Annotated in this window: 20 protein-coding genes and 1 riboswitch; of the genes, 10 read left to right on the forward strand and 10 right to left on the reverse strand. The window is 68.1% G+C overall.

Annotated features, from left to right (window positions below; all coding sequences use genetic code 11):
• The first annotated feature begins 13 nt into the window (after window positions 1-13).
• The 4 genes from ABZS29_RS28380 (at window position 14) to ABZS29_RS28395 (ending at window position 4,222) form a co-directional block, all read left to right on the forward strand.
• Window positions 14-1,348 (forward strand): dipeptidase, encoded by a 1,335-nt coding sequence (locus ABZS29_RS28380; RefSeq protein WP_355466271.1) that lies wholly within the window; start codon window positions 14-16, stop codon window positions 1,346-1,348.
• 80 nt (window positions 1,349-1,428) lie between these two features.
• A complete protein-coding gene (locus tag ABZS29_RS28385) occupies window positions 1,429-2,553 on the forward strand; it encodes an NAD(P) transhydrogenase subunit alpha (protein ID WP_355466273.1) in 1,125 nt (374 codons plus the stop codon).
• Window positions 2,550-2,855 (forward strand): NAD(P) transhydrogenase subunit alpha, encoded by a 306-nt coding sequence (locus ABZS29_RS28390; RefSeq protein WP_344153052.1) that lies wholly within the window; start codon window positions 2,550-2,552, stop codon window positions 2,853-2,855. Before ABZS29_RS28385 ends, ABZS29_RS28390 begins: the two co-directional genes overlap by 4 nt.
• Window positions 2,852-4,222: an NAD(P)(+) transhydrogenase (Re/Si-specific) subunit beta gene (locus tag ABZS29_RS28395; protein WP_355466275.1), complete on the forward strand. Its 1,371-nt coding sequence runs from the start codon at window positions 2,852-2,854 to the stop codon at window positions 4,220-4,222. The genes ABZS29_RS28390 and ABZS29_RS28395 overlap by 4 nt, the downstream gene beginning before the upstream one ends.
• A gap of 855 nt (window positions 4,223-5,077) precedes the next feature.
• Here the strand turns inward: ABZS29_RS28395 and ABZS29_RS28400 are convergent.
• A complete protein-coding gene (locus tag ABZS29_RS28400) occupies window positions 5,078-6,064 on the reverse strand; it encodes a helix-turn-helix transcriptional regulator (RefSeq protein WP_355466276.1) in 987 nt (328 codons plus the stop codon).
• Complete coding sequence (locus tag ABZS29_RS28405) at window positions 6,065-7,102, reverse strand: helix-turn-helix transcriptional regulator (RefSeq protein ID WP_355466278.1); 1,038 nt, start codon at window positions 7,100-7,102, stop codon at window positions 6,065-6,067. It lies immediately after the preceding gene.
• 269 nt (window positions 7,103-7,371) lie between these two features.
• On the opposite strand from ABZS29_RS28405, the gene purF reads away from it, so the two are divergent.
• Window positions 7,372-8,931 (forward strand): amidophosphoribosyltransferase, encoded by a 1,560-nt coding sequence (gene purF, locus ABZS29_RS28410; protein WP_355466280.1) that lies wholly within the window; start codon window positions 7,372-7,374, stop codon window positions 8,929-8,931.
• A gap of 53 nt (window positions 8,932-8,984) precedes the next feature.
• A complete protein-coding gene (purM, locus tag ABZS29_RS28415) occupies window positions 8,985-10,058 on the forward strand; it encodes a phosphoribosylformylglycinamidine cyclo-ligase (protein WP_355466282.1) in 1,074 nt (357 codons plus the stop codon).
• Window positions 10,059-10,312: 254 nt separating this feature from the next.
• Here the strand turns inward: purM and ABZS29_RS28420 are convergent, their stop codons facing one another.
• The 3 genes from ABZS29_RS28420 to ABZS29_RS28430 all read right to left on the reverse strand — a co-directional run bounded on the left by ABZS29_RS28420 (window position 10,313) and on the right by ABZS29_RS28430 (window position 12,430).
• Complete coding sequence (locus ABZS29_RS28420; RefSeq protein WP_355466284.1) at window positions 10,313-10,501, reverse strand: DUF3073 domain-containing protein; 189 nt, start codon at window positions 10,499-10,501, stop codon at window positions 10,313-10,315.
• A 206-nt stretch (window positions 10,502-10,707) separates the two neighbouring features.
• Window positions 10,708-11,514 carry an ABC transporter permease gene (locus ABZS29_RS28425; RefSeq protein WP_355466286.1) on the reverse strand — a complete coding sequence of 269 codons (807 nt, stop codon included), beginning with the start codon at window positions 11,512-11,514 and terminating at the stop codon, window positions 10,708-10,710.
• A gap of 31 nt (window positions 11,515-11,545) precedes the next feature.
• On the reverse strand, window positions 11,546-12,430 hold the full coding sequence (locus ABZS29_RS28430; protein WP_355466288.1) for an ABC transporter ATP-binding protein: 885 nt from the start codon (window positions 12,428-12,430) through the stop codon (window positions 11,546-11,548).
• A gap of 143 nt (window positions 12,431-12,573) precedes the next feature.
• Here ABZS29_RS28430 and ABZS29_RS28435 point away from each other — a divergent pair, with 143 nt between their 5' ends.
• Together ABZS29_RS28435 and ABZS29_RS28440 are read left to right on the forward strand one after the other, a co-directional pair.
• Window positions 12,574-13,770, forward strand: coding sequence for a histidine kinase (locus ABZS29_RS28435; RefSeq protein ID WP_355466290.1), 1,197 nt, complete (start codon window positions 12,574-12,576; stop codon window positions 13,768-13,770).
• Window positions 13,767-14,426, forward strand: a complete 660-nt coding sequence (locus ABZS29_RS28440) for a response regulator transcription factor (protein ID WP_355466292.1) — start codon at window positions 13,767-13,769, stop codon at window positions 14,424-14,426. The genes ABZS29_RS28435 and ABZS29_RS28440 overlap by 4 nt, the downstream gene beginning before the upstream one ends.
• Window positions 14,427-14,548: 122 nt before the next feature.
• Here the strand turns inward: ABZS29_RS28440 and ABZS29_RS28445 are convergent, their stop codons facing one another.
• Together ABZS29_RS28445 and ABZS29_RS28450 are read right to left on the reverse strand one after the other, a co-directional pair.
• Window positions 14,549-15,382 (reverse strand): NlpC/P60 family protein, encoded by an 834-nt coding sequence (locus tag ABZS29_RS28445; RefSeq protein WP_355466294.1) that lies wholly within the window; start codon window positions 15,380-15,382, stop codon window positions 14,549-14,551.
• Window positions 15,382-15,574: riboswitch (cyclic di-AMP (ydaO/yuaA leader) on the reverse strand. It overlaps the preceding gene by 1 nt.
• Window positions 15,575-15,844: 270 nt before the next feature.
• A complete protein-coding gene (locus ABZS29_RS28450) occupies window positions 15,845-16,807 on the reverse strand; it encodes a pyridoxal-phosphate dependent enzyme (RefSeq protein WP_355466295.1) in 963 nt (320 codons plus the stop codon).
• Window positions 16,808-16,901: 94 nt separating this feature from the next.
• On the opposite strand from ABZS29_RS28450, the gene ABZS29_RS28455 reads away from it, so the two are divergent.
• Window positions 16,902-17,264 carry a YciI family protein gene (locus ABZS29_RS28455; protein WP_355466297.1) on the forward strand — a complete coding sequence of 121 codons (363 nt, stop codon included), beginning with the start codon at window positions 16,902-16,904 and terminating at the stop codon, window positions 17,262-17,264.
• A 51-nt stretch (window positions 17,265-17,315) separates the two neighbouring features.
• Here ABZS29_RS28455 and ABZS29_RS28460 read toward each other — a convergent pair whose 3' ends face one another.
• From ABZS29_RS28460 to ABZS29_RS28470, 3 genes are read right to left on the reverse strand one after another with little or no spacing between them, the layout of a single operon-like run.
• A complete protein-coding gene (locus ABZS29_RS28460; protein WP_355466298.1) occupies window positions 17,316-17,501 on the reverse strand; it encodes a YegP family protein in 186 nt (61 codons plus the stop codon).
• 51 nt (window positions 17,502-17,552) lie between these two features.
• Window positions 17,553-18,146, reverse strand: coding sequence for a GNAT family N-acetyltransferase (locus ABZS29_RS28465; protein ID WP_355466299.1), 594 nt, complete (start codon window positions 18,144-18,146; stop codon window positions 17,553-17,555).
• A gap of 4 nt (window positions 18,147-18,150) precedes the next feature.
• Window positions 18,151-18,819 carry a TetR/AcrR family transcriptional regulator gene (locus ABZS29_RS28470; protein ID WP_355466300.1) on the reverse strand — a complete coding sequence of 223 codons (669 nt, stop codon included), beginning with the start codon at window positions 18,817-18,819 and terminating at the stop codon, window positions 18,151-18,153.
• Between the two features lie 83 nt (window positions 18,820-18,902).
• Here ABZS29_RS28470 and ABZS29_RS28475 point away from each other — a divergent pair, with 83 nt between their 5' ends.
• Window positions 18,903-20,327 carry a DHA2 family efflux MFS transporter permease subunit gene (locus tag ABZS29_RS28475; RefSeq protein ID WP_355466302.1) on the forward strand — a complete coding sequence of 475 codons (1,425 nt, stop codon included), beginning with the start codon at window positions 18,903-18,905 and terminating at the stop codon, window positions 20,325-20,327.
• Window positions 20,328-20,378 lie beyond the last annotated feature (51 nt).

Genomic DNA, 20,378 nt, shown 5'->3' on the forward strand with positions numbered 1-20,378 from the left:
TACCGTAGGCCCCATGACCGATCTGTCCGCGGCGATCGACCGCGTTCTGCCCAGTGTCCGTGCCGACCTCGAGGACCTCATCCGGATTCCCTCGGTCAGCTACGAAGCAGCCCGCGCGGGCGACGTTCAGCGGTCCGCCGAGGCGACCGCCGCGCTGTTCGAGGCGGAAGGGTTCACGGTCAAGATCGTCCGGGCCGGCGAGGGTGCGCCCGCGGTGATCGCGAAGAAACCGGCGCCGGCCGGGAAGCCGACCGTGCTGCTGTACGCGCACCACGACGTGCAGCCGACCGGTCCGGTCGAGCAGTGGACGTCCGACCCCTTCGAGCCGACCGAGCGCGGTGATCGGCTCTACGGTCGCGGTGCGGCCGACGACAAGGCCGGTATTGCCGCGCACCTGGCCGCCGTACGGGCCTTTGGCAACGATCTGCCGGTGGGCGTGACGGTGTTCGTCGAAGGTGAGGAGGAGATCGGTTCGCCGACCCTGCTGCAGCTTCTGGACGAGTACTCCGCCGACCTGGCCGCGGATGCGATCGTCATCGCCGACTCCGGCAACTGGGATGTCGGCCACCCAGCACTGACCGTGTCACTGCGCGGACTGGTCGAGTCGTACGTCGAGGTGCGGACACTCGACCACGCTGTGCACTCCGGGCTGTTCGGTGGACCGATTCCGGATGCGCTGTCGGCGCTGTGCCGGTTGCTCGCGACACTGCATGACGACAAGGGTGATGTCGCTGTTGACGGTCTGCACGCGTCGCGCGCTGCTGACGTCGTGTACCCGGAAGACCGTCTGCGCGCCGAGTCGAGTGTGTTGGAGTCGGTGCGGCTGACCGGCTCCGGTTCGCTGGTCGACCGGTTGTGGACGCGCCCGGCGATCGCCGTACTGGGTATTGATGCGCCTGCCGTCGCCGAGGCCAGCAACACGCTGGTGCCGGTCGCGCGGGCCAAGGTCAGCCTGCGGGTCGCTCCGGGTGATGACGCGGTGAAGGCGAGTGCAGCGCTCAAGGAACACCTGGAGCGCAACGCGCCGTGGGGTGCTCAGGTCACCGTCACCGAGGGTGAGGTCGGCCAGCCGTGCAGCATCAACGCGCGCGGCGCCGGGTACGAAGCGGCCCGGTCGGCGTTCCAGACCGCCTGGGGTGTCGAGCCGATCGACATGGGCATGGGTGGATCGATCCCGTTCATCGCCGAGTTCCAGCGGGTTTTCCCGTCGGCGGCCATCCTGGTGACCGGCGTCGAGGACCCGGATACCCGCGCGCACGGCGTCGACGAGGGCCTGCACCTGGCGGAGTTCCGCAAGGTCTGCCTGGCCGAAGCGCTGCTCCTGCAGAACCTCGCAGACAACGCCTAAAGCCGTTGCAGGACACAACCTGACCACGACGTAGCGACCAGGGTTTCCGACAACGCTCGGTTTGGCATAGGTTTCGGCGAGTGAAGATCGCAGTGGTACGGGAGACCAGGCCGGCCGAGCGCCGGGTCGCATTGGTGCCGGAACAAGTCGCGAAACTGATCGAGCTCGGGTACGAGGTTGCCGTCGAGCCGGCCGCCGGTGAGCGGGCGCTCTACTCCGACGACCAGTACCGCGACGCCGGCGCCGAGGTGGCCTGGGGTGCCGACCACGCGGCCACCATCGTGGCGTCGGTGCAGCCGTTGGAGCGCGAACGCCTGCAGCGACTGCACGCCGGTACGGCGTTGCTGTCGTTCCTGCCGACGAATCCGCCGGACATCATCCGATCGGCGACCCGCGCCAAGCTGACCGCGTTCGCGATGGAACTGGTCCCGCGGATCTCCCGGGCCCAGTCGATGGACGCGCTGTCGTCGCAGGCCCTGGTGGCCGGCTACCGGGCCGCGATCGTCGCCGCCGAACGGCTCCCGCGGTTCTTCCCGCTGAACATGACGGCGGCCGGCACGGTCCCGCCGGCCCAGGTCCTCGTCCTGGGCGCCGGCGTCGCGGGCCTACAGGCGATCGCGACCGCGAAGCGCCTCGGCGGTGTCGTCAAGGCGTACGACGTCCGCACGGCCGCCGCCGAAGAGATCGCCTCGATGGGCGCCGTACCGATCACGCTCGAGCTCGGCACCCTCGACGGTCCCGGCGGCTATGCCCGCGAGATGACCGCCGAGCGGGCACAACTCCAGCGCGAGCTGCTGGCGCCGTACGTCGCGGCCGCGGACGCCCTGATCACGACTGCCGCCGTACCGGGCCGGACCGCGCCGATGCTGGTGTCGCGCGCGATGGTCGAGCAGATGAAGCCCGGTTCGGTCGTCGTCGACCTCGCCTCCGAACAGGGCGGCAACGTCGAAGGCTCGGTCGCCGGGACCGAACTGACCATCGGCAACGCACTCGTCTGGGGCGGGGCGAACGTGCCCAGCCAGATGGCCGGCCCGGCCAGCCGCCTGTACGGGCAGAACATCGCCAACCTGATCCGGCTGATGACCCGCAACGCCGCCTTCGACCCCGACTTCGACGACGAGATCGTCCGCGGCTGCTGCGTCACCCACGACGGCACCGTCCTGCACGAGCCGACCCGCGAACTCCTTGAAGGGCCTTCGGCATGACCGAATCCATTGCGCTGCTGACGATCTTCGTCCTGGCCGCGTTCGTCGGCGTCGAGGTGATCAGCAAGGTCTCCTCGACCCTGCACACGCCGCTGATGTCCGGTGCGAACGCGATCCACGGCGTCATTCTGGTCGGCGCCATCATCGTCACCGGCCAGGCCGAGTCCACGATCGTCGTGATCGTCGGGCTGCTGGCCGTCGTCCTCGCGACCGTCAACATGGTCGGCGGGTTCGTCGTCACCGACCGGATGCTCGAGATGTTCAAGCCCCCGGCCGCCCGCAAGAAGGAGCTCGGCAAGTGATCCCGACCTGGGCCCAGATCGGGTACCTGATCGCCGCGGTCTGCTTCATCGTCGCCCTCAAGGCGCTCTCGTCGCCGAAGTCGGCCCGTACCGGCAACCTGCTCGGCGCCGCCGGTGCCGTCCTCGCCGTGATCATCACCTTCGTCGCCTACAAGCCCGACCACCTGGCCCCGATCCTGGTCGCACTCGCGATCGGAACCGTCGGCGGCGTGGTCGGTTCGCGCCGGGTCCAGATGACCCACATGCCGCAACTCGTTGCCTTGTTCAACGGTGTCGGCGGTGGCGCGGCCGCCCTGGTCGCACTGATGGAGCTCGGCGAGGTCCCCGACGGCGCCACCGTCGCCGCGATCGCGACCGCCTTCACGATCCTGGTCGGCGCGATCAGCTTCTCCGGCTCGATCGTCACGTTCGCCAAGCTCCAGGAACTGATGACCACCCGCCCGATCACCTTCCCCGGGCTCCCGGTCCTCTTCATCGCCTCGATCCTCGGCAGCCTCGTGCTGGCCGGCTTCCTGGTCTCCGACCCGCGGGTGTGGGTCGGCGTACTGCTCTGCCTGGTCGGCCTCGCGGTCGGCGTGATGCTCGTGCTGCCGGTCGGAGGAGCCGACGTACCGATCGTCATCTCGCTCCTGAACGCCTTCACCGGCCTCACCGTTGCTGCCGGCGGTTACGTCCTCGGCAACACGCTGCTGCTGGTGGCCGGCACCCTGGTCGGTGCGGCCGGTACGTTGCTGACCAAGCTGATGGCCGACGCCATGGGCCGCTCGGTCTTCAACATCCTCTTCGGCGCCATCAAGGGCGGCTCCACCCTCGGCGCCGGTACGGCGTCCGAGCGTCCCGTCATCTCCGGCGGCGCCGAAGACGTCGCGATCCTGCTCGGCTACGCCAACAAGGTGATCATCGTCCCCGGCTACGGTCTCGCCGTGGCCCAGGCCCAGCACACGCTGCGCGACCTGGTCGAAGAACTCCAGAACCGCGGCGTCAAGGTCGACTACGCCATCCACCCCGTCGCCGGCCGGATGCCCGGCCACATGAACGTCCTCCTCGCCGAAGCCCAGGTCCCCTACGACCAGCTCCGCGAAATGGAAGACATCAACGGCGACTTCAAGTCCACCGATGTCGTCCTCGTCGTCGGCGCCAACGACGTCGTCAACCCCGCGGCCCGCACCACCCCGTCGGCCCCCATCTACGGCATGCCGATCCTCAACGCCGACGAGGCGCAGCGCGTCATCTTCCTCAAACGCTCCATGCGCCCCGGCTTCGCCGGCATCGAAAACGAACTCCTCTACGACCCGAAGACCACCCTCCTCTTCGGCGACGCCCGGGACTCCCTCACGAAGCTCCTGGCAGCCCTCAAAAACATCTAGCCCGATCGTTCCTCCGAACGGCTGCCGCGCTCCGCGGCAGCCGTTTCGTCGTTCTACCCGAGGTCGCCGCAGGGTCGCCCTTGGGCCTGTCTGGTCGCCGAGTGTGGCGAGTGGGCGGTCGAATGTGACCTCCCTGTCGTTGTACATCGTTTACCGGCGACACTCTCCTCACAGTCGGAGCCGGGCTGCTCGTGAGGCCGCGGCGAGCGAAGCCACCGTGGCGAATGGGTGACTCGGGACAGGGCGGACCGCAGGCACTCACCAACCTTGCGTGGGCCGGTGGGTTTACGCTCAGCGTGGCCTGCCCGATGCGGCCAGGAGCGGGTTGGTGAGTGGCGCAGGTCCGCCCCACCTTCGTGAGCGCCTCGGTTGAGCTGCCCGGACACACTTTGCCGCAGGTCGAACACCGTGCATCGTTCGGATACGGCCAGGATGACCGAACTCAGGCCGTGCGCAGCGCACCGGCCGCGACTTCTGCCCGGCCGGAATCGAGTGGTCCGGCAGCCGTCGACAATCGGTTGCTGGTGGCAATGTTCCGCAGACGGTACGGCGTGCCGGTCGCTCGTATAGACCACGGGCGCCGCCTGGTCACGGCATTCCCTGGAGTTTGCACGAATTCGTGCGGAATTGGTCCAGACCGGCAAGCTGAACGGCGTTTGGCCGCTCCCGGCCAACGTCCCACCCCGGCCACTCGGGCCCATTGCCGCCGATTCCACGCACCTGTTTGACTTGTCCCAGCAGCAAGCCTCGCTGCCCCTCGGCGTGACATATCCCGCCGCCCGCCCCGTCCGTCAGGAGCTCTGCCTTGGCCTGCCCGCAGAACAATTGCACCCGCCCCCGAGCCTGGGACTGGGGCTAATCCACCCATCCCCGCTGAGCCGCCCGAACGCCCAGCTCGAAGCGGCCAGATGCGCCTACCTGCTCACTCAGCTTGGCTGCCATCCTGCGAACCGTTCGCATGGAGACGCCCAGCTTGCGAGCCACCTGCTCGTCGGTGGCGCCCTGCACCAGGAATCTGAGGAACTCCGACTCCTGAGCGCTGAGCTCGCCCGGCTCAGGCGTCCGCTCGAAAGACCGATCCGCGTGCCGCCAGTAGTGCTCATACATCTCGATAGCCATCCGTACGACGGCCTTGCTGTGGTGCACCACAGCCCCGGCGTCGTAGTTGTCCGGATCGAGCGGCATCACCGCAGACTCCCCGTCGAAAATGACCAGCTTGAACGGTATCGACGGCACGATTCGAACCTTCCCACCCATGTCCAACAGGTAGTCGATCCACACCCGGCCCTCGCGGGGCTTGATCTGCGCCTCCGATATGAGATACCGAGATTCGACTCCGCGCGCCATATTGTGCTTGTCGGCGAAATCGCTGGTCGCCGTGGGTGCTTTCAGAATCCCTGGCTTAGCCATGCCCCACACTGATTTGGTGGGCTGAAAATTTCGCATTCGCAGGTTTGCCTTGTCGCCGTCATCGAGAATTTCGACATCAGGCACGGAGTTCTGGACCAGGAATCTTTTGTAGTCAGAAATGAATTCGCTCGCGCGGAGCCGATCGGTGTCGAGTTCCTGCGTGAGGTCGCTGATCATCGACTGACGTGTGGCCGCAAGGCGCTCAAGAGTCAGGGCGGGGTCCACCGGGTATTCGTCGTCGCCGACATCCCAGCGGGGCGCCACGAAGCCGAGCTCCCGCAGGTGTTCGAGGCGTGCCTCCGCCTCCTCCTCCGGCAGGCCCAGCTCGGTGTAGAGCTGTGTGCGGTTCGCCTTGTTGGCCAGTTCCGGCTTCTGCAGGAGCAGGCGGTAGAGGTCGAGGCTCTCCTGTGACAGCCCCAGCGACTCGAACACTCAGACCCAGCCGCGTTTCGCGGCCGCCACCCCGAGCTCGAACCGGCTGGCCGCGTCGAGCCGCTCGGACAGGTTCGCCGTAATCCGTCGAGCGGTCCGGAGCGAGATGCCCAGCAGTCGAGCGACCTGCTCGTCCTTCGCGCCACCCGCGAGGAGACGCAGTACTTCGGCCTCGTGCGGCGTGAGCGGCGACTCGTTGTCGCGATCATCCGGAGAGAAGAGCTCGGAGCCGCGGGCCCAGTACGCGTCGAATAGGGCCTTGGCGACGTTGACGACTGCTGGACTGCGATGGATAACCGCGCCGGCGGTGTGGTTATCCGGATCCATGGGCATGACGGCGATCTGCTGATCGAAGATCAGCAGGCGCATGGGGAGGGTCGGAGTGGCTCGGACCTCGCCGCCCATGCGGTGGATCGCGGCGGCGTACTCCGCGGCGGCCTTGGACTCCATCATGTTCTGCAGGTAGACGGCGCGCATCTTGATGCCGCGCTCCAGCAGCGGCTGGTCTGGTGACCCCTCGATCGGGCGGGTCGCCTCGTCGAGATGGGCCGGGATCAAGGCCCAGAACGAGTCGCGCGTCTTCAGTGCCAGCTCGTCGATACGACGCGAGGCGTTGGCGCGGCCCTTGATCACCTCGACGTCGCCGCTGCTGCGGGCGGTGAGCAGCTCGTTGTACTGCTCCGCGACAACCTCGGCGGTCGCCTCTGCCTCGCGGAGGAGTCCCAACTCCGCATTCAGTTCGGTTCTGCGGCGTTCAGCGAGATTGGCGAGGCCGACGCGGGGATGAACTGCGTGTTCGCCGTCAGGATTTGCCCAGGTAGGAACCAGGAGGTCGAGCTTCCGGAGCTTGTCGAGCAGCTCATGTACATCGTTAACCGGACGATGCACTAGCGCGGCAATCTCCTCCGGCGTACTGTCAGGCTGGCTGAGAAGGGCGTGGTAGACCGCAAAGGTGGCTTCATCCACACCGAGCGGATCGAGCACGAAATCCTCCTGGTGAACCTGTCGGAACCGACCATATACAGAGAGCGTCGACAAAGGGCACTCAATGGGTGGTTCCGGATTATTTCGAAGGGGCGGGTTGTGATCAAGAAGATACTCTCTGTGGTGGTTGCGATGTCGTTCGCGGCGAGTTTGGTGCTGACGGTTTCTGCGGCTCCCGAATCGGTGACCGCCGGGGACAACCCCGAGGGCACCTGCGGCGCCTGCTGGCAGTGGCCCTAACGATCTAGGGCTGGCCCCGCCCGGTCGGCCCTCTGTATTTCACCGCGTCCGAGCCACCTCCATCCGTCGCGTAGACTGCTGGTGTGGCTCGTGGCGATGGTCGGCTCACTCATGATCTGGACCCTCAGGACCTGGGACCGCAGGACGCTTGTGGCGTCTTCGGGGTTTGGGCGCCGGGGGAAGAGGTTGCCAAACTCACCTATTTCGGGCTCTACGCCTTGCAGCACCGGGGGCAGGAGTCGGCGGGGATCGCGGTCAGTAACGGGAGTCAGATTCTCGTTTACAAGGACATGGGTCTCGTCAGTCAGGCGTTCGACGAGGCGACTCTGGCCTCTCTCAGAGGGCATATCGCGATCGGGCACTGCCGGTACTCCACCACTGGGTCCAGTGTGTGGGCGAACGCGCAGCCGACGTTCCGGTCCACTGCGACCGGGTCGATCGCGCTGGGGCACAACGGCAACCTGACGAACACCGGGGAGCTGGCCGCCAGTCTGAACGGCGGCGGTGACCTCGATCTGGGTCTGGACGCGGCCGCCGATCACGCGAAGGCGAACGCCAAGCACTCCGCCTCCTCCGACACCGACATTCTGACGTCGATGCTGGCGGGCTACCCGGATCTCACCATCGAGCAGGCTGCCGCGAAGGTGCTGCCGAAGGTGAAGGGCGCTTTCAGCCTGATCTTCATGGACGAGAACACCCTGTACGCCGCTCGCGACCCGCAGGGCATCCGCCCACTCGTGCTGGGCCGGCTGGAGCGCGGCTGGGTGATCGCGAGTGAGACCGCGGCGCTCGACATCGTCGGCGCGAGCTTCATCCGTGAGGTCGAGCCGGGTGAGATGGTCGCGGTCGACGCGGACGGGCTCCGCTCGCAGCGGTTCGCCGAGGCGGACCCGAAGGGCTGCCTGTTCGAGTTCGTGTACCTCGCCCGCCCGGACACCCAGATCTCCGGCCAGCGGATCCACTCGACCCGCGTCGAGATCGGTCGTCGCCTGGCCCGGGAGCACCCGGCCGAGGCTGATCTGGTCATCGCGACGCCGGAGTCCGGCGTACCGGGTGCCATCGGGTACGCCGAGGAGTCGGGCATCCCGTACGGATCGGGACTGGTCAAGAACGCGTACGTCGGCCGGACGTTCATCCAGCCGAGTCAGACGATCCGCCAGCTCGGGATCCGGCTGAAGCTGAACCCGCTGCGCGAGGTGATCGAAGGCAAGCGGCTCGTGGTCGTCGACGACACGATCGTCCGCGGGAACACCCAGCGGGCCGTCATCCGGATGCTGCGCGAGGCCGGGGCGAAGGAGATCCACGTCCGGATCACCGCCCCGCCGGTCAAGTGGCCGTGTTTCTACGGGATCGACTTCGCCAGCCGTGCGGAGCTGATCGCGAACGGGCTGAACACCGAGGAGATCTGCCGCTCGCTCGGCGCCGACTCGCTCGGGTACATCGACCTGGACACGCTGGTCGAGGCGACCAACCAGCCGAAGGACCAGCTCTGCCGGGCGTGCTTCGACGGTGTGTACCCGGTCGCGCTGCCCGACCCGGAGTACCTGGGCAAGCACCTGCTCGAGGTTCCGGTGACGGACGCGGACGGCCTGGCCGCCGTCGTCGGTGGTGGCGGCGCAGCCGACGCCCTCAGCCGGCCGTAACGACCGACCTACCCCGTCGGCACCGCGGCCGACGTCGTACCGAGGAGAAGAACGTGACCGAAGGCGCCAGCTACGCCGCCGCCGGAGTCGATATCGAGGCCGGGGACCGGGCCGTCGAGCTGATGAAGGAATGGGTGGCGAAGGCGACCCGGCCCGAGGTGGTCGGCGGTCTCGGCGGGTTCGCCGGGCTGTTCGACGCGAGTGCGCTGACGGCGTACCGGCGGCCGCTGCTGGCGACCTCGACCGACGGCATCGGGACCAAGGTCCAGATCGCGCAGCGGATGGACAAGCACGACACGATCGGGTTCGACCTGGTCGGGATGGTCGTCGACGACCTGGTCGTCTGCGGTGCCGAGCCGCTGTTCATGACCGACTACATCTGCACCGGCAAGGTGGTCCCGGAGACGATCGCGCAGATCGTGAAGGGCATCGCTGAAGCCTGCGTCGAAGCCGGTACGGCGCTCGTCGGCGGCGAGACCGCGGAGCACCCGGGTTTGCTCGGTGCCGACGAGTACGACGTCGCCGGCGCCTCGACCGGTGTGGTCGAGGCGGACGAGCTGCTTGGCGCGGAGCGGGTGCGCGCAGGTGACGTGGTCGTCGCGATGGCCTCGTCGGGTCTGCACTCGAACGGGTACTCGCTGGTCCGGCACGTGTTCTTCGACCGGGCGAAGTGGGCGCTCGACCGGGAGGTTCCGGAGCTCGGGACCACGCTCGGTGAGACCCTGCTGACGCCGACCCGGGTGTACGCCAAGCATTGCCTCGAGCTGATCCGGGCGCTGAACAAGGACGGCAACAGCCCGCTGCACGCCATGTCGCATATCACCGGCGGTGGCTTCGCGGCGAACCTGGCCCGCGTCATCCCGGCGGAGTTCTCGGTCCGGATCGACCGGTCGACCTGGACCCCGGCCCCGATCTTCGGTCTGGTCGGCGAGCTCGGGTCGGTCCAGCTGCTCGAGCTGGAGAAGACGCTGAACATGGGCGCAGGCATGGTCGCGGTCCTGGACCAGTCGGCCGCCGATGCCGCGATCGCCGAGCTGGCAGCACGCGACATCCCCGCCTGGGTCTGCGGCGAGGTCCTGGCCGCACCAGGTGGAGCCGCCACCCTCGAAGGCTCCTACGCGAAGTAAGCACCGCAAAAACCGCGCCCGGACTTCACCGGGCGCGGTAAGGCGCACGCGTCCGACCAGAGCCGGGCGCGGGGGTCCTTTTGCGCACACGTCCACCGAGCGGTAGCGCCAGGTGGTGCGGTGTGCTGCTTCAGCCCGCCGGCTTTGGCAGCACAACATCACCGCATGGTGCTGGTGTGGTGGAACTACGTCGGACACACGGAGAACTGCTCAGTCCCCACCGGGGGCGCTGAGCAGCTCAGCCGGGCTGATGTTTACCGACGGGGATGGTAGTCGTCGGCGTCGCTGTCGTCGCCGTCGTTGTCACCGTTCGCAGAAACGGTCCCGCTCTGTTCTCCGCCGGCCAGCTCACGCTTGAGCTGGTCCAAGTCGGTGTCCCAGGTGCGGTACTTCAGGTCGCGTGCGACCTTCGTCTGCTTGGCCTTTGCACGGCCGCGCCCCATAGCGTCGACCCCCTCGCACAAGTCAACCGGGTACGCTGCGTGGCGCCCACGGATCAGTCGTCAGTAATCGTGGTTCAAGGATACCCGGAGCTGGGGATCGACACACGCACCGGCCCCCTGGGCGGACGCCGGAGAGGTCCGATCACCGTGCCGGCAGGGTGGGCCGGCCCCCTCAGACCGCCCCACCCCGCCGCGTCCGGTGGGTGTTACTTGACCTCGCGGCGTGAGCTAAGCCACAGTCCGACGATGGTCGGCAGGACCACCCAAACGCCGATCGCGGTCAGCGTCTCGGGCAGCATCCCGTTCAGATCGCGCTCCGCGATCCGGCCGAAGGCGGCGAAGACGTCCAGCCAGTTCGCGTTGTCCTTGAACAGCGCCGGGCCGGCCAGCGACCAGGCGGTCGGGGCGATGAAGTAGACCAGGATCGCGACCGCGGTCTGGGCGATCACCGCGCCGAAGGCGGCGCCCATCACCACGTTCAGGGCCATCGTCAGGTAGGCGCCGCTGAGCTGGCTGCCGAAGCCGGCGTACGTCGTGGCGTGATCGGTGATCGCGCCGGTGAGCGCCGTACCGCCGAGAGCCAGTACGACGACCCCGGTCATCACGACGGCGCTCAGCACGACCGCCGAGACGAACTTCGCGAGCTGGACCCGCACCCGGCGCGGCGACAGCGTGAAGGTGGTCAGCGCGGTCCGCTGAGTCCACTCCGACGTCATCGCCATCACGCCAATGACCGGGAGGATCAGCATCGCGCCGGTCGATCCGGCGCCGAGGAACCCGTCGAAGCCGACCGTTCCCTTCGGCAGGTGGGTGATCTGCCACGTCATCGCGGCCAGCGCGATCAGCAGGATCGCGGCGATCAGGACCCGTCCGCTGCGGGTGTTCACGGACTTGCGGAGCTCGATCGTGACGAGCTTCAGGAACGACTGGCCGCGCGCGGGCGGCAGCGCCGTACCGGCTGCGGCCTTGTGCTTGGCCGGGGTGGCCGGCGCGGCTTCGGTCAGAGTGGTCATGGTGTTCGTCTCCAGGAAAAGGTCGGGGTGATCAGGCGGCCGCGGGCGTGGCGGTGAGCTGGAAGAACAGCTCTTCCAGACCGGCGCCGTCGCTCTGGCGGAGTTCGAGCAGGACCTGGCCGGCGGCCGCGGCGGCGCGCCCGACCTGCTCGGCGGTGGCGTCGACCCGCAGGGCACCGTCGTGCAGCGGCTCGAGGCTGAGGCCGGCCGCGGTCAGCGCCTGGTTCAGGCCGACCGGGTCCAGGCCGCGGACCAGCGTGCCGCTCCCGGCGAGCAGTTCGTCGAGCGAACCGTTGGCGACGATCCGGCCGCCGCCGATGACCACCAGCCGGTCGACGGTCGCCTGGACCTCACCGAGCAGGTGGCTGGACAGGATCACGGTGCCGCCGCGGGCGGCGAAGTCCTGGAGCAGTCCGCGCATCCAGCGGATGCCCTCGGGGTCCATGCCGTTGGCCGGCTCGTCGAGAATCAGTACTTCGGGATCCCCGAGCAGTGCGTTCGCGATCCCGAGCCGCTGCCGCATGCCGAGTGAGTACTGACCGACGCGGCGCTTCGCGGCGTGCGCAAGGCCGACGGCCTCGAGCATCTCGTCCGCGCGGCCCTTCGGGACCCCGAGCAGGCTCGCGTTCAGCGCCAGCGTCTCGCGGCCGGTGCGGCCGGCGTGCTGCGCGGCGGCGTCCAGCATGACCCCGACGACCCGACCCGGGTTCGGCAGCTCGACGTACCGCTTGCCGGTGATGGTCGCCGTACCGGACGACGGCGGGGTGAGCCCGGTCAGCATCCGCAGCGTGGTGGACTTGCCGGCGCCGTTCGGGCCGAGGAAGCCGGTGATGCTCCCGGGCTGGACGGTGAAGGACACATCCTGGACAGCCGTGGTGCTGCCGTAGCGCTTGGTCAGGTTCTCGACGGTGATCATGACAATGAGTCAACCGCCGGGACCCCCTCCGGCACATCGGGCTACCGGCTGCGACCACCCCCTACGAAAGTCTGCGATCAGGCCGCCCGAACCTAACCTCATGGGGGAGGGTGCGCGGCAGACCCCGCCACTACGCTGGGTGAATGCGACGTCTGCGCCGGTGGTACGCCTGGTGGCGCACGCATGCCCCGCGCATCCGCGACTTCCTGTACGTGTTCTTCGGCCTGCTGACTGTCGTCGCGCAGGCGAGCACCGGCGACTCGGGCTGGCACCTCAAGGGCTGGGCCGTCCTCACCGCCGGCATCGTCTCGTCCGTAGCGCTGCTCTGGCGCCGCCGCTTCCCGGTCACGGTCACGTTGATCGGGATCGTTGCGATGCTGGTCGGCGGCATCTTCGTGCCGCTCGGCCTCGCCTTGCTGACACTCGCGATCCGGCGCCGCGACCTGATCCTGGCGATCCTGACCTTCCTCGGGTACGTCGCTCTGGTCGCGAACAGCGGGCTCACCGGCGAAGCGTTCTGGGTGTCGGTGTTCACCGGACCGTTCCTGATCGGGACGTGGGTCGCGATCGGAGCGTTCGTGGGCGCCCGCCGCGATCTCGTCGCCTCGTGGCAGGACCGGGCCGAGCGGGCCGAGGCCGAGCGCGAACTGCGGGCCGAACAGGCCCGGCTCGGAGAGCGGGCCCGGATCGCCCAGGAGATGCACGACGTCCTCGCGCACAAGGTCTCGCTGATCGCGTTGCACGCGGGCGGGCTCGAGGTGAACCCGGCAGTCGGCCCGGAGAAGGTCGAGGGCTCGGCCCGGCTGATCCGGGAGACGGCTCGGCAGGCGATGGAGGATCTGCGCGAAGTCCTTGGCGTCCTGCGCTCCGACACCAGCGTCGACGGAGCCGACCTGGCGCCGGTGCCCCAGGCGGTCGACCTGGAGCGGCTGGTCGCCGATTCGCGCGCCGCCGGGGTGGCCGTGACCAGCGAGATCACGCTGGCGGCCGACGTACCGCAGTCGATCGGGCGGACGGTCTACCGGATCGTTCAGGAGTCGTTGACCAATGTGCACAAGCATGCGCGCGGTGCCTCGACGGAGGTGCTGGTGGCCGGCGGTCGGGGAGAGGGCGTGACGGTGCGGGTGACGAATGTCCGGCCGGTGGCGGCTGATTCGCTGCTACCAGGCGCCGGAGCCGGCTTGGTCGGGCTGCGCGAGCGTGTCGTCCTGGTCGGCGGCCGACTCTCGACCGGTCCAACGCCCTCCGGTGGCTGGCGAGTCGAGGGTTGGCTCCCGTGGTCGACCGGTCGGGAGAGCGAGACTGTGGCACCGGTAGGTGCAGATGAAGGGGAGCGATGACACGGCTGCTGATCGTGGACGACGAGGCGCTGGTCCGGGCCGGCCTGCGGATGATCCTGGAGTCCGACGGTGAGCTCGAAGTGGTGGCCGAGGCGGACGACGGCGCGGACGCCGCCGCGATGGTCACCAAGCACCGGCCCGACGTCGTACTGATGGACATCCGGATGCCGCGGCTGGACGGGCTGGCCGCGACCCGCGCCGTACAGGCGTTGCCCGATCCGCCGAAGGTCGTCGTACTGACGACGTTCGATCTGGACGACTACGTGTTCCGGGCGCTGCAGGCCGGGGCGAGCGGGTTCCTGCTGAAGGACACCCCGCCGCGAGAGCTGGTGCAGGCAATCAAGGTCGTCGCGGCCGGAGACGCGATGCTGTCGCCGGCGGTGACGCGGCGGCTGATCGGCCACTACGCCAAGGACTCACGCGCCGATCGGCGCCGGGTCGGGCAGGAACGCGTCAGCAAGCTCACCGAGCGGGAGCGCGAGGTGCTGGTCGAGCTCGGCAGCGGACTGCCGAACGCCGATATCGGCAAGAAGCTGTTCATGAGCGAAGCGACCGTGAAAGCGCACGTCTCCCGGCTGCTGGTGAAGCTGGCCGCCACCAACCGGGTCCAGGCCGCGATCATCGCGTACGAGGCGGGCCTGCTCACCGACGACTGAAAAGAGAGAAACCGGCCGGGGGATCGTCGGAGGGGTGGGGGTCGACGATCCCGCGGCCGGTCTCAGGGTCAGCGTGCCCGTGGGGGGTGGGCACGCCGACGGGGGAGGACCTGCCAGTCAGGTCAGACGCGGCCGAAGGCCACGCTCTTGGTCCAGATCTTGCCCTTGGCGATCGGCGTCCCCGGCTTCGAGGAGTGCCAGAGCAGGTTGCCGCCGGCGTAGATGCCGACGTGGTACACGCTGCCGCCGCCGTTCTTGAAGAAGATCAGGTCGCCCGGCTTCGCGGCCTTGCGGGTGATGTGCTTCGTCGCGGCGTACTGCTGGCGCGAGGTGCGCGGCATCTTCTTGCCGGCCTGCTTGTACACGTAGCCGGTGTAGCCGGAGCAGTCGAAGCCACGGGGCGTCGTGCCGCCGTAGCGGTACGGCTTGCCCTTGAGCTTCGCGGCCTCCTTGAGCACCTTGGCCCGGAACATGTCGGCCTTGACGCCGCCCTTGTTGCCGTAGAGCACCTTGTGCTTGGCAGCCCAGGTGAGGCGACCCCAGGTCGCGTGGTCGGTGGTGCCGCTGACCTTGATGCCCCAGGAGAGCTGGAACTTCTTCAGGGCGGCCACGGTGGTGTTGCCGTAGTAGCCGTCCGGGCCCAGCCGCAGTGCGCGCTGGACGAACTTCACGGTCGGGCCGGAGTCACCCTTGCGCAGCAGCGGGCGGCTCTTGATCGGCTGGTGGCCGCGGACCTGAGCCGCGGTCAGTGCCTTGGCCGACGCGGTGGTCGGGGCGGCGGCGATGGTCACCAGGGCGCCACCGCTGACGGCGAGCCCCACGGACAGTACGGCGGCCGCGGCCCGCGGAGCTGCGGAGCGGGTCGGCTTGCGGTGCTTCGGGAGAGTCCGGTTGGCGGCGGACTCGGTATGGCTGACGGCGCGCGAAAGCGGCGTCCGTCGGGCAGTGACGGGCATGGTTGTCTCCCGACGCCTACGGAGTTAGCTGTCGGGTTCGGGCTGGGAAATCTTGCCCGGTCCGCTCCCGCGGACTTCACCCCAGGGACTCGACCACTCACAGTCGAGACCCAATCTCCTGGGTCCCCCACCTCTGCCATTGGTTGTTCGAGGGGAGCGCAGGTGCCTGGCAGAGCTCGGCGTGACACCTGTGCGGTTCGTGTTGTTTACCGAACCGCCGACGACTGTATAACAGAATGATCACGACGCAAACCCTCAAATCGGCAGAGACCCTCCCGAAAGGCCCTGAGAGGCTCTCTGACGGATCAAGGAGTCAGGGTGAACATCTGGTGTCCTGAGCGCTTCTGAGCGTGCCGGAGACGCCAAATGGGGGCTTCGATGTGAGCTGGGTCACACTTCATGGTTGCTGTCTGTGACAACGGGCACAGTGCGTACTCAGGTCCGCCTCAGTTCCTTGCGGATTCAGCTAGTTCCGAGCAGCTCCAGGAAGCGCTCCAAGCCGACGTTCCCGCCGCTCAGCACCACCCCGACGCGCTCGGGCAGCTCCGGGATCCGTCCGGCCAGCAGCGCGGCCAGTGCGCTGGCGCCGCTGGGCTCGAGCACGATCTTCAGTCGCTCGAACGCGAACGTCATCGCGGCCCGGATCTCGTCGTCGCTGACCAGTTCGAAGGCCTCCGCCAGCCGCTGGTTGATCGCGAACGTCAGCTCACCCGGCGTCGAGATCGCCTGGCCGTCGGCGATCGTCCGCGGTACGTCGATCGTCACCCGCTCGCCGGCCGCCAGGGACCGGGCGTGGTCGTCGCCCGCGGCCGGTTCGACGCCGATCATCCGGATCCCCGGCGACAGTGCGGTGGCCGCGGTCGCGCAGCCGGCCATCAGTCCGCCACCGCCGACCGGGACCAGCAGTGCGTCCAGCCGGCCGACCTCTTCGATCAGTTCCAGTGCAACCGTCCCCTGCCCGGCCATCACGTCATAGTGGTCGTACGGCGGGATCAGCGTCATCCCGCGGTCCGTAGCCAGTTCCGTCGCCAGTGCGGCCCGGTCCTGCGTGTAGCGGTCGTAGCTGACGATCTCGGCGCCGTACCCGCGGGCTGCCGCGACCTTGGTCGGCGGTGCGTCGGCCGGCATCAGCATGGTCGCGGTGGTGCCCGCGAGTCGCGCGGCCAGCGCCACTGCCTGGGCGTGGTTCCCAGAGGAGAATGCCACGACGCCCCGGGCGAGCTGGTCGGCCGAGAGCCGGCTGACCGCGTTGTACGCGCCACGGAACTTGAACGCACCGATCCGCTGGAAGTTCTCCGCCTTCAGGAACACCTGCGCCCCGACCAGCTCGTCCAGCGTCCGCGACGTCAGCACCGGCGTACGGTGCGCAACGCCCGCGATCCGGCCCGCGGCGGCCTGCACGTCTGTGAGACTCAGATCGGTCATGAGGTGACGCTATCGCGATGTCAAGGTGGCGCGGTCGGCTCCGTACTGATCACCGAGAGGGCCCCTCCGGGGCCCGCAGTCGAAGGAGACTCCCGTGAAGTACCTAGTGGTCCTGAACATCAACCCCGACGTCCTGTCCGCGCTGACCGAGGCCGAGCAGCAGGCCATTTTCTCCGGGCACGAGAAGTTCATGGCGACGATCCAGGAGACCGGCGAGTTCCACAGCACGGTCGCGCTGGCCGAGCCGGCCAAGACCTCGGTCGTGAAGGTGCGCGACGGCGTTCCGGCGGTGACGGACGGGCCGTTCCTGGAGGCCAAGGAGTTCCTGGCCGGGTACTACCTGATCGACGTCGCTTCGCTGGAGCGCGCCCAGGAGCTCGCCGCGATGATCCCGGACGCGAGCATCGAGGGCCTCGGAGTCGAGGTCCGCGAGGTCGTCCACGAGGTCGGTCTGTAGAAACTGCCAAGGGGGTTCCCGGTGCGGGAACCCCCTTGTTTTCTTGACGATTCAGTCGGTCTGGTCGTCGAGGTTCGCGCCGGCCGCGTTCTTCTTGATCGACTCGATGCCGTTCAGTGCGCCGGCCTTGGTCTCGTAGCTCTCGCTGCTGGTCGCGATCACCTCGCCGTTGCCGGCCTTCAGCCGGAACCGGAACTCGCCGGACTTGTCCTTGTAGAGCTCGAACTTCGCCGCCATCGGTATACCTCCACCTGGATTGGTATCACTCCGTTGGCGAGCGTAGCGCCGTCAGCCCGCCGGTACCTCGCGCACCACGCCGGGCGGTCCGTCCCAGCCCGGCCACGGACCGGGCGGCGTACCGTCGGCATCCGGCCGCTCTTCCTCCACCGTCTTGTACGGCGTCAGTCCGCGCGCCTTGTAGTTCTCCAGCGCGGCCGGGCCGTCCAGCGTGTTCGTGTTCACCCAGACGCGAGTGATCGGGGCGACGTCCGCGTGGCGCTCGTCCAGCGTCCACGCCTGTCGCAGTCCGACCGTCAACAGGTGTCCGCCGAGTCCACGGCCGATGAAGCCTCGCAGTAGACCGAAGTTCTCGATCTCGACCTCACTGCCCACTCCGCGCAGGGCGACGTACCCGGCGGGCACTCCGCCGACCCAGGGCACGTAGGTCTCGAAACCGGGTCTGCTCAGCCACTCCACCCACTGGTCCCAGTTCCAGCCGAGTTTGCCGATCCAGTGCCAGTGGCCGCCCACCGCGGTGTAGAGGTAGCGGGCGAACTCCGGAGAGACCTCCTCGACCGCTCTGATCTCTACTGGCTGTTCTTTCGCCGGCCGGAGCTCGTCCGGGCTGTGCTGCTCCAGATAGGTCAGGACGCTGAGAGCCAAACCGCTACCCCTTGTTCTGTACGCCGCAGATCCCCGCGACGACCAACTCGATCCCCAGCTCGTAATACCGCGTGCTGGAGTTGTGACAGACCAGCGTGTCCGCCGCCGCGGTGACCAGGGGGTACTTGCGCGGCGACAGCGCCGACAGCGCCGCACGCTTCATCCGCAACGAATCCTCGCGCTGCACCGGGTCATTGGTCTCGCGAGTCAGCGGATCGGTGGTCACCAGCGTGATCAGCGAGCAGATCGACTGACGACCGATCTCCGCGGCGTCGTCCACGCTGAAACCACCTGTGGTGAGCAGCTCCATCGTCCGCTCCGCAATCGCCAGTCCGGGCTCGGACACCAGCATCCGGAAGAGCGTGAGGTCAGCCAGCCGCGGGTGCGTGCGCAGTGCAGTCACGAACGCCGTCAGCACCTTGTGCAGCTGCACGTCCCACGGCTCGTCGGTGGGCTCGGGCAGCACGACGCTGTCGAGCAGGCGGTCGCCAAGGGCGGCCAGTAGGTCGTCCTTGTCCTTGAAGTGCCGGTACAGCGCCATTGGCGTCACGCCGTGCAGCTGAGCCAGCCGCCGCAGCGTGACCGCGGCGGGGCCCTCGTCGTCGGCGATCGCCAGCGCACTGTCGACAACCTTCTGCGGATCCAGGCGGCGGGGCGTCTCCTTGGTGATCACGTTGACAAGTTTACACCGTAGACCTAACGTCTACTACGTACGCATACAGCGTATACATACGGCGTAGACTTAGTGAGGTCGGAATGCGACGCAGTCCTTGGGCCACCCTCGCGGTGCTGGCCATCGCGCAATTCATCGTGGTGCTCGACGTGACGATCGTGAACGTCGCGCTTCCGCACATCCAGGCGGACCTGAACTTCTCCACCGACTCCCTGCAGTGGGTGATCAACGCCTACACACTGCTCTTCGGCGGCTTCCTCCTGCTCGGCGGCCGGATGGCCGACCTGCTCGGCCCGCGCCGCGTCTTCGTCGGTGGTCTGGTCCTCTTCGGCGTCACCTCGCTGGTGGCCGGCCTCTCCAACTCACCCGAGTTCCTGATCGGAGCACGCGCCGTACAGGGGCTTGGGGGAGCACTACTCTCACCTGCCGCGTTGGCGATCCTCACCATGACTTTTGCGCACGGTAGAGAGCGCAACATCGCCATGGGTGTCTGGGGCGGCCTGGCGGGTCTCGGTGGCACGCTCGGCGTGGTCGCGGGCGGCGTACTGGTTGATTCACTCAGTTGGCAGTGGGTCTTCTTCGTCAACGTGCCCATCGTGATCGCGCTGATCGCACTGATCCCCGTCTTCGTCCCCGACGTCCGTCACCACGTCGGTGCGCGCACCTTCGACACCCTGGGTGCAGTACTCGGTACGGCGGGACTCATGGCGATCGTGTACGGCGTCGTACGGTCAGAACCTCGCGGTTGGGGCTCTGCCGAGGTCATCGGCGTACTGACTGCCGGAGTGGTACTGATGGTCGCCTTCGTCATCGTCGAACGCCGCTCCGCGGCCCCGCTCGTTCCCCTGCGCCTCTTCCGCTCGCGAGCGCTCAGCATCTCCGGTGCGTCCCTTTCACTCAACGGTGCGGCGTTTCTCTCGATGTTCTTCCTGACCGCCATCTACCTGCAGCAGGTCCGCGGCGACAGCGCCCTCGAGGCCGGCGTCCACTTCCTCCCCATGGGCGGCGCCGCGATCGTCGCCGCCGTACTGGCCTCCCAGCTGGTCCAGCGAGTCGGCACCCGCACCGTCCAACTCTCCGGAGCCGTCCTCAGCGTCGGCGCACTCGTCTGGCTCTCCCAAGCCGACGCCACCGGCAGCTACACCACCCAACTGCTCCCAGGCCTCATCCTCTTCGGCTTCGGCATCCTCGGCGTCGGAGTCCCCGGCCAGATCACCGCAGTCTCCGAAGTACGCCCCGCCGAAGCCGGCGCAGCCTCCGGCGTAGTCAACGCCATGTACCAGGTAGGCGGCGCACTAGGCCTGGCCATAGTCACCACCCTCTCCGTCAGCCACGCCACCGCCCAACTAGCCGCCGGCGCAACCCAGCAACACGCCCTGGAATCCGGCTTCGAACGCGGCCTCCTGGTAGCCGCCGTCTTCGCCCTGGCCAACGTCGTCACCACCCTCGCCAGCCCCCAACTCCAACCCACCGCCGACCAGCTAACCGAAGCCGCAGCCGCCGCCTGACCCACAGCAACGCCCCGGTGCCTCGCGCACCGGGGCGTCCTGGTCGATGAT

Source organism: Kribbella sp. NPDC005582, assembly GCF_040605415.1.
Classification (GTDB): Bacteria; Actinomycetota; Actinomycetes; order Propionibacteriales; family Kribbellaceae; genus Kribbella.

Excerpts from the sequence above, each read along its gene's own strand:
- ABZS29_RS28380 (WP_355466271.1), top strand. The coding sequence starts at position 14 with ATGACCGATCTGTCCGCGGCGATCGACCGCGTTCTGCCCAGTGTCCGT.
- ABZS29_RS28390 (WP_344153052.1), top strand. The coding sequence starts at position 2,550 with ATGACCGAATCCATTGCGCTGCTGACGATCTTCGTCCTGGCCGCGTTC.
- ABZS29_RS28420 (WP_355466284.1), bottom strand. The coding sequence starts at position 10,501 with ATGGGGCGCGGCCGTGCAAAGGCCAAGCAGACGAAGGTCGCACGCGAC.
- ABZS29_RS28425 (WP_355466286.1), bottom strand. The coding sequence starts at position 11,514 with ATGACCACTCTGACCGAAGCCGCGCCGGCCACCCCGGCCAAGCACAAG.
- ABZS29_RS28430 (WP_355466288.1), bottom strand. The coding sequence starts at position 12,430 with ATGATCACCGTCGAGAACCTGACCAAGCGCTACGGCAGCACCACGGCT.
- ABZS29_RS28435 (WP_355466290.1), top strand. The coding sequence starts at position 12,574 with ATGCGACGTCTGCGCCGGTGGTACGCCTGGTGGCGCACGCATGCCCCG.
- ABZS29_RS28440 (WP_355466292.1), top strand. The coding sequence starts at position 13,767 with ATGACACGGCTGCTGATCGTGGACGACGAGGCGCTGGTCCGGGCCGGC.
- ABZS29_RS28445 (WP_355466294.1), bottom strand. The coding sequence starts at position 15,382 with ATGCCCGTCACTGCCCGACGGACGCCGCTTTCGCGCGCCGTCAGCCAT.
- ABZS29_RS28450 (WP_355466295.1), bottom strand. The coding sequence starts at position 16,807 with ATGACCGATCTGAGTCTCACAGACGTGCAGGCCGCCGCGGGCCGGATC.
- ABZS29_RS28460 (WP_355466298.1), bottom strand. The coding sequence starts at position 17,501 with ATGGCGGCGAAGTTCGAGCTCTACAAGGACAAGTCCGGCGAGTTCCGG.
- ABZS29_RS28475 (WP_355466302.1), top strand. The coding sequence starts at position 18,903 with ATGCGACGCAGTCCTTGGGCCACCCTCGCGGTGCTGGCCATCGCGCAA.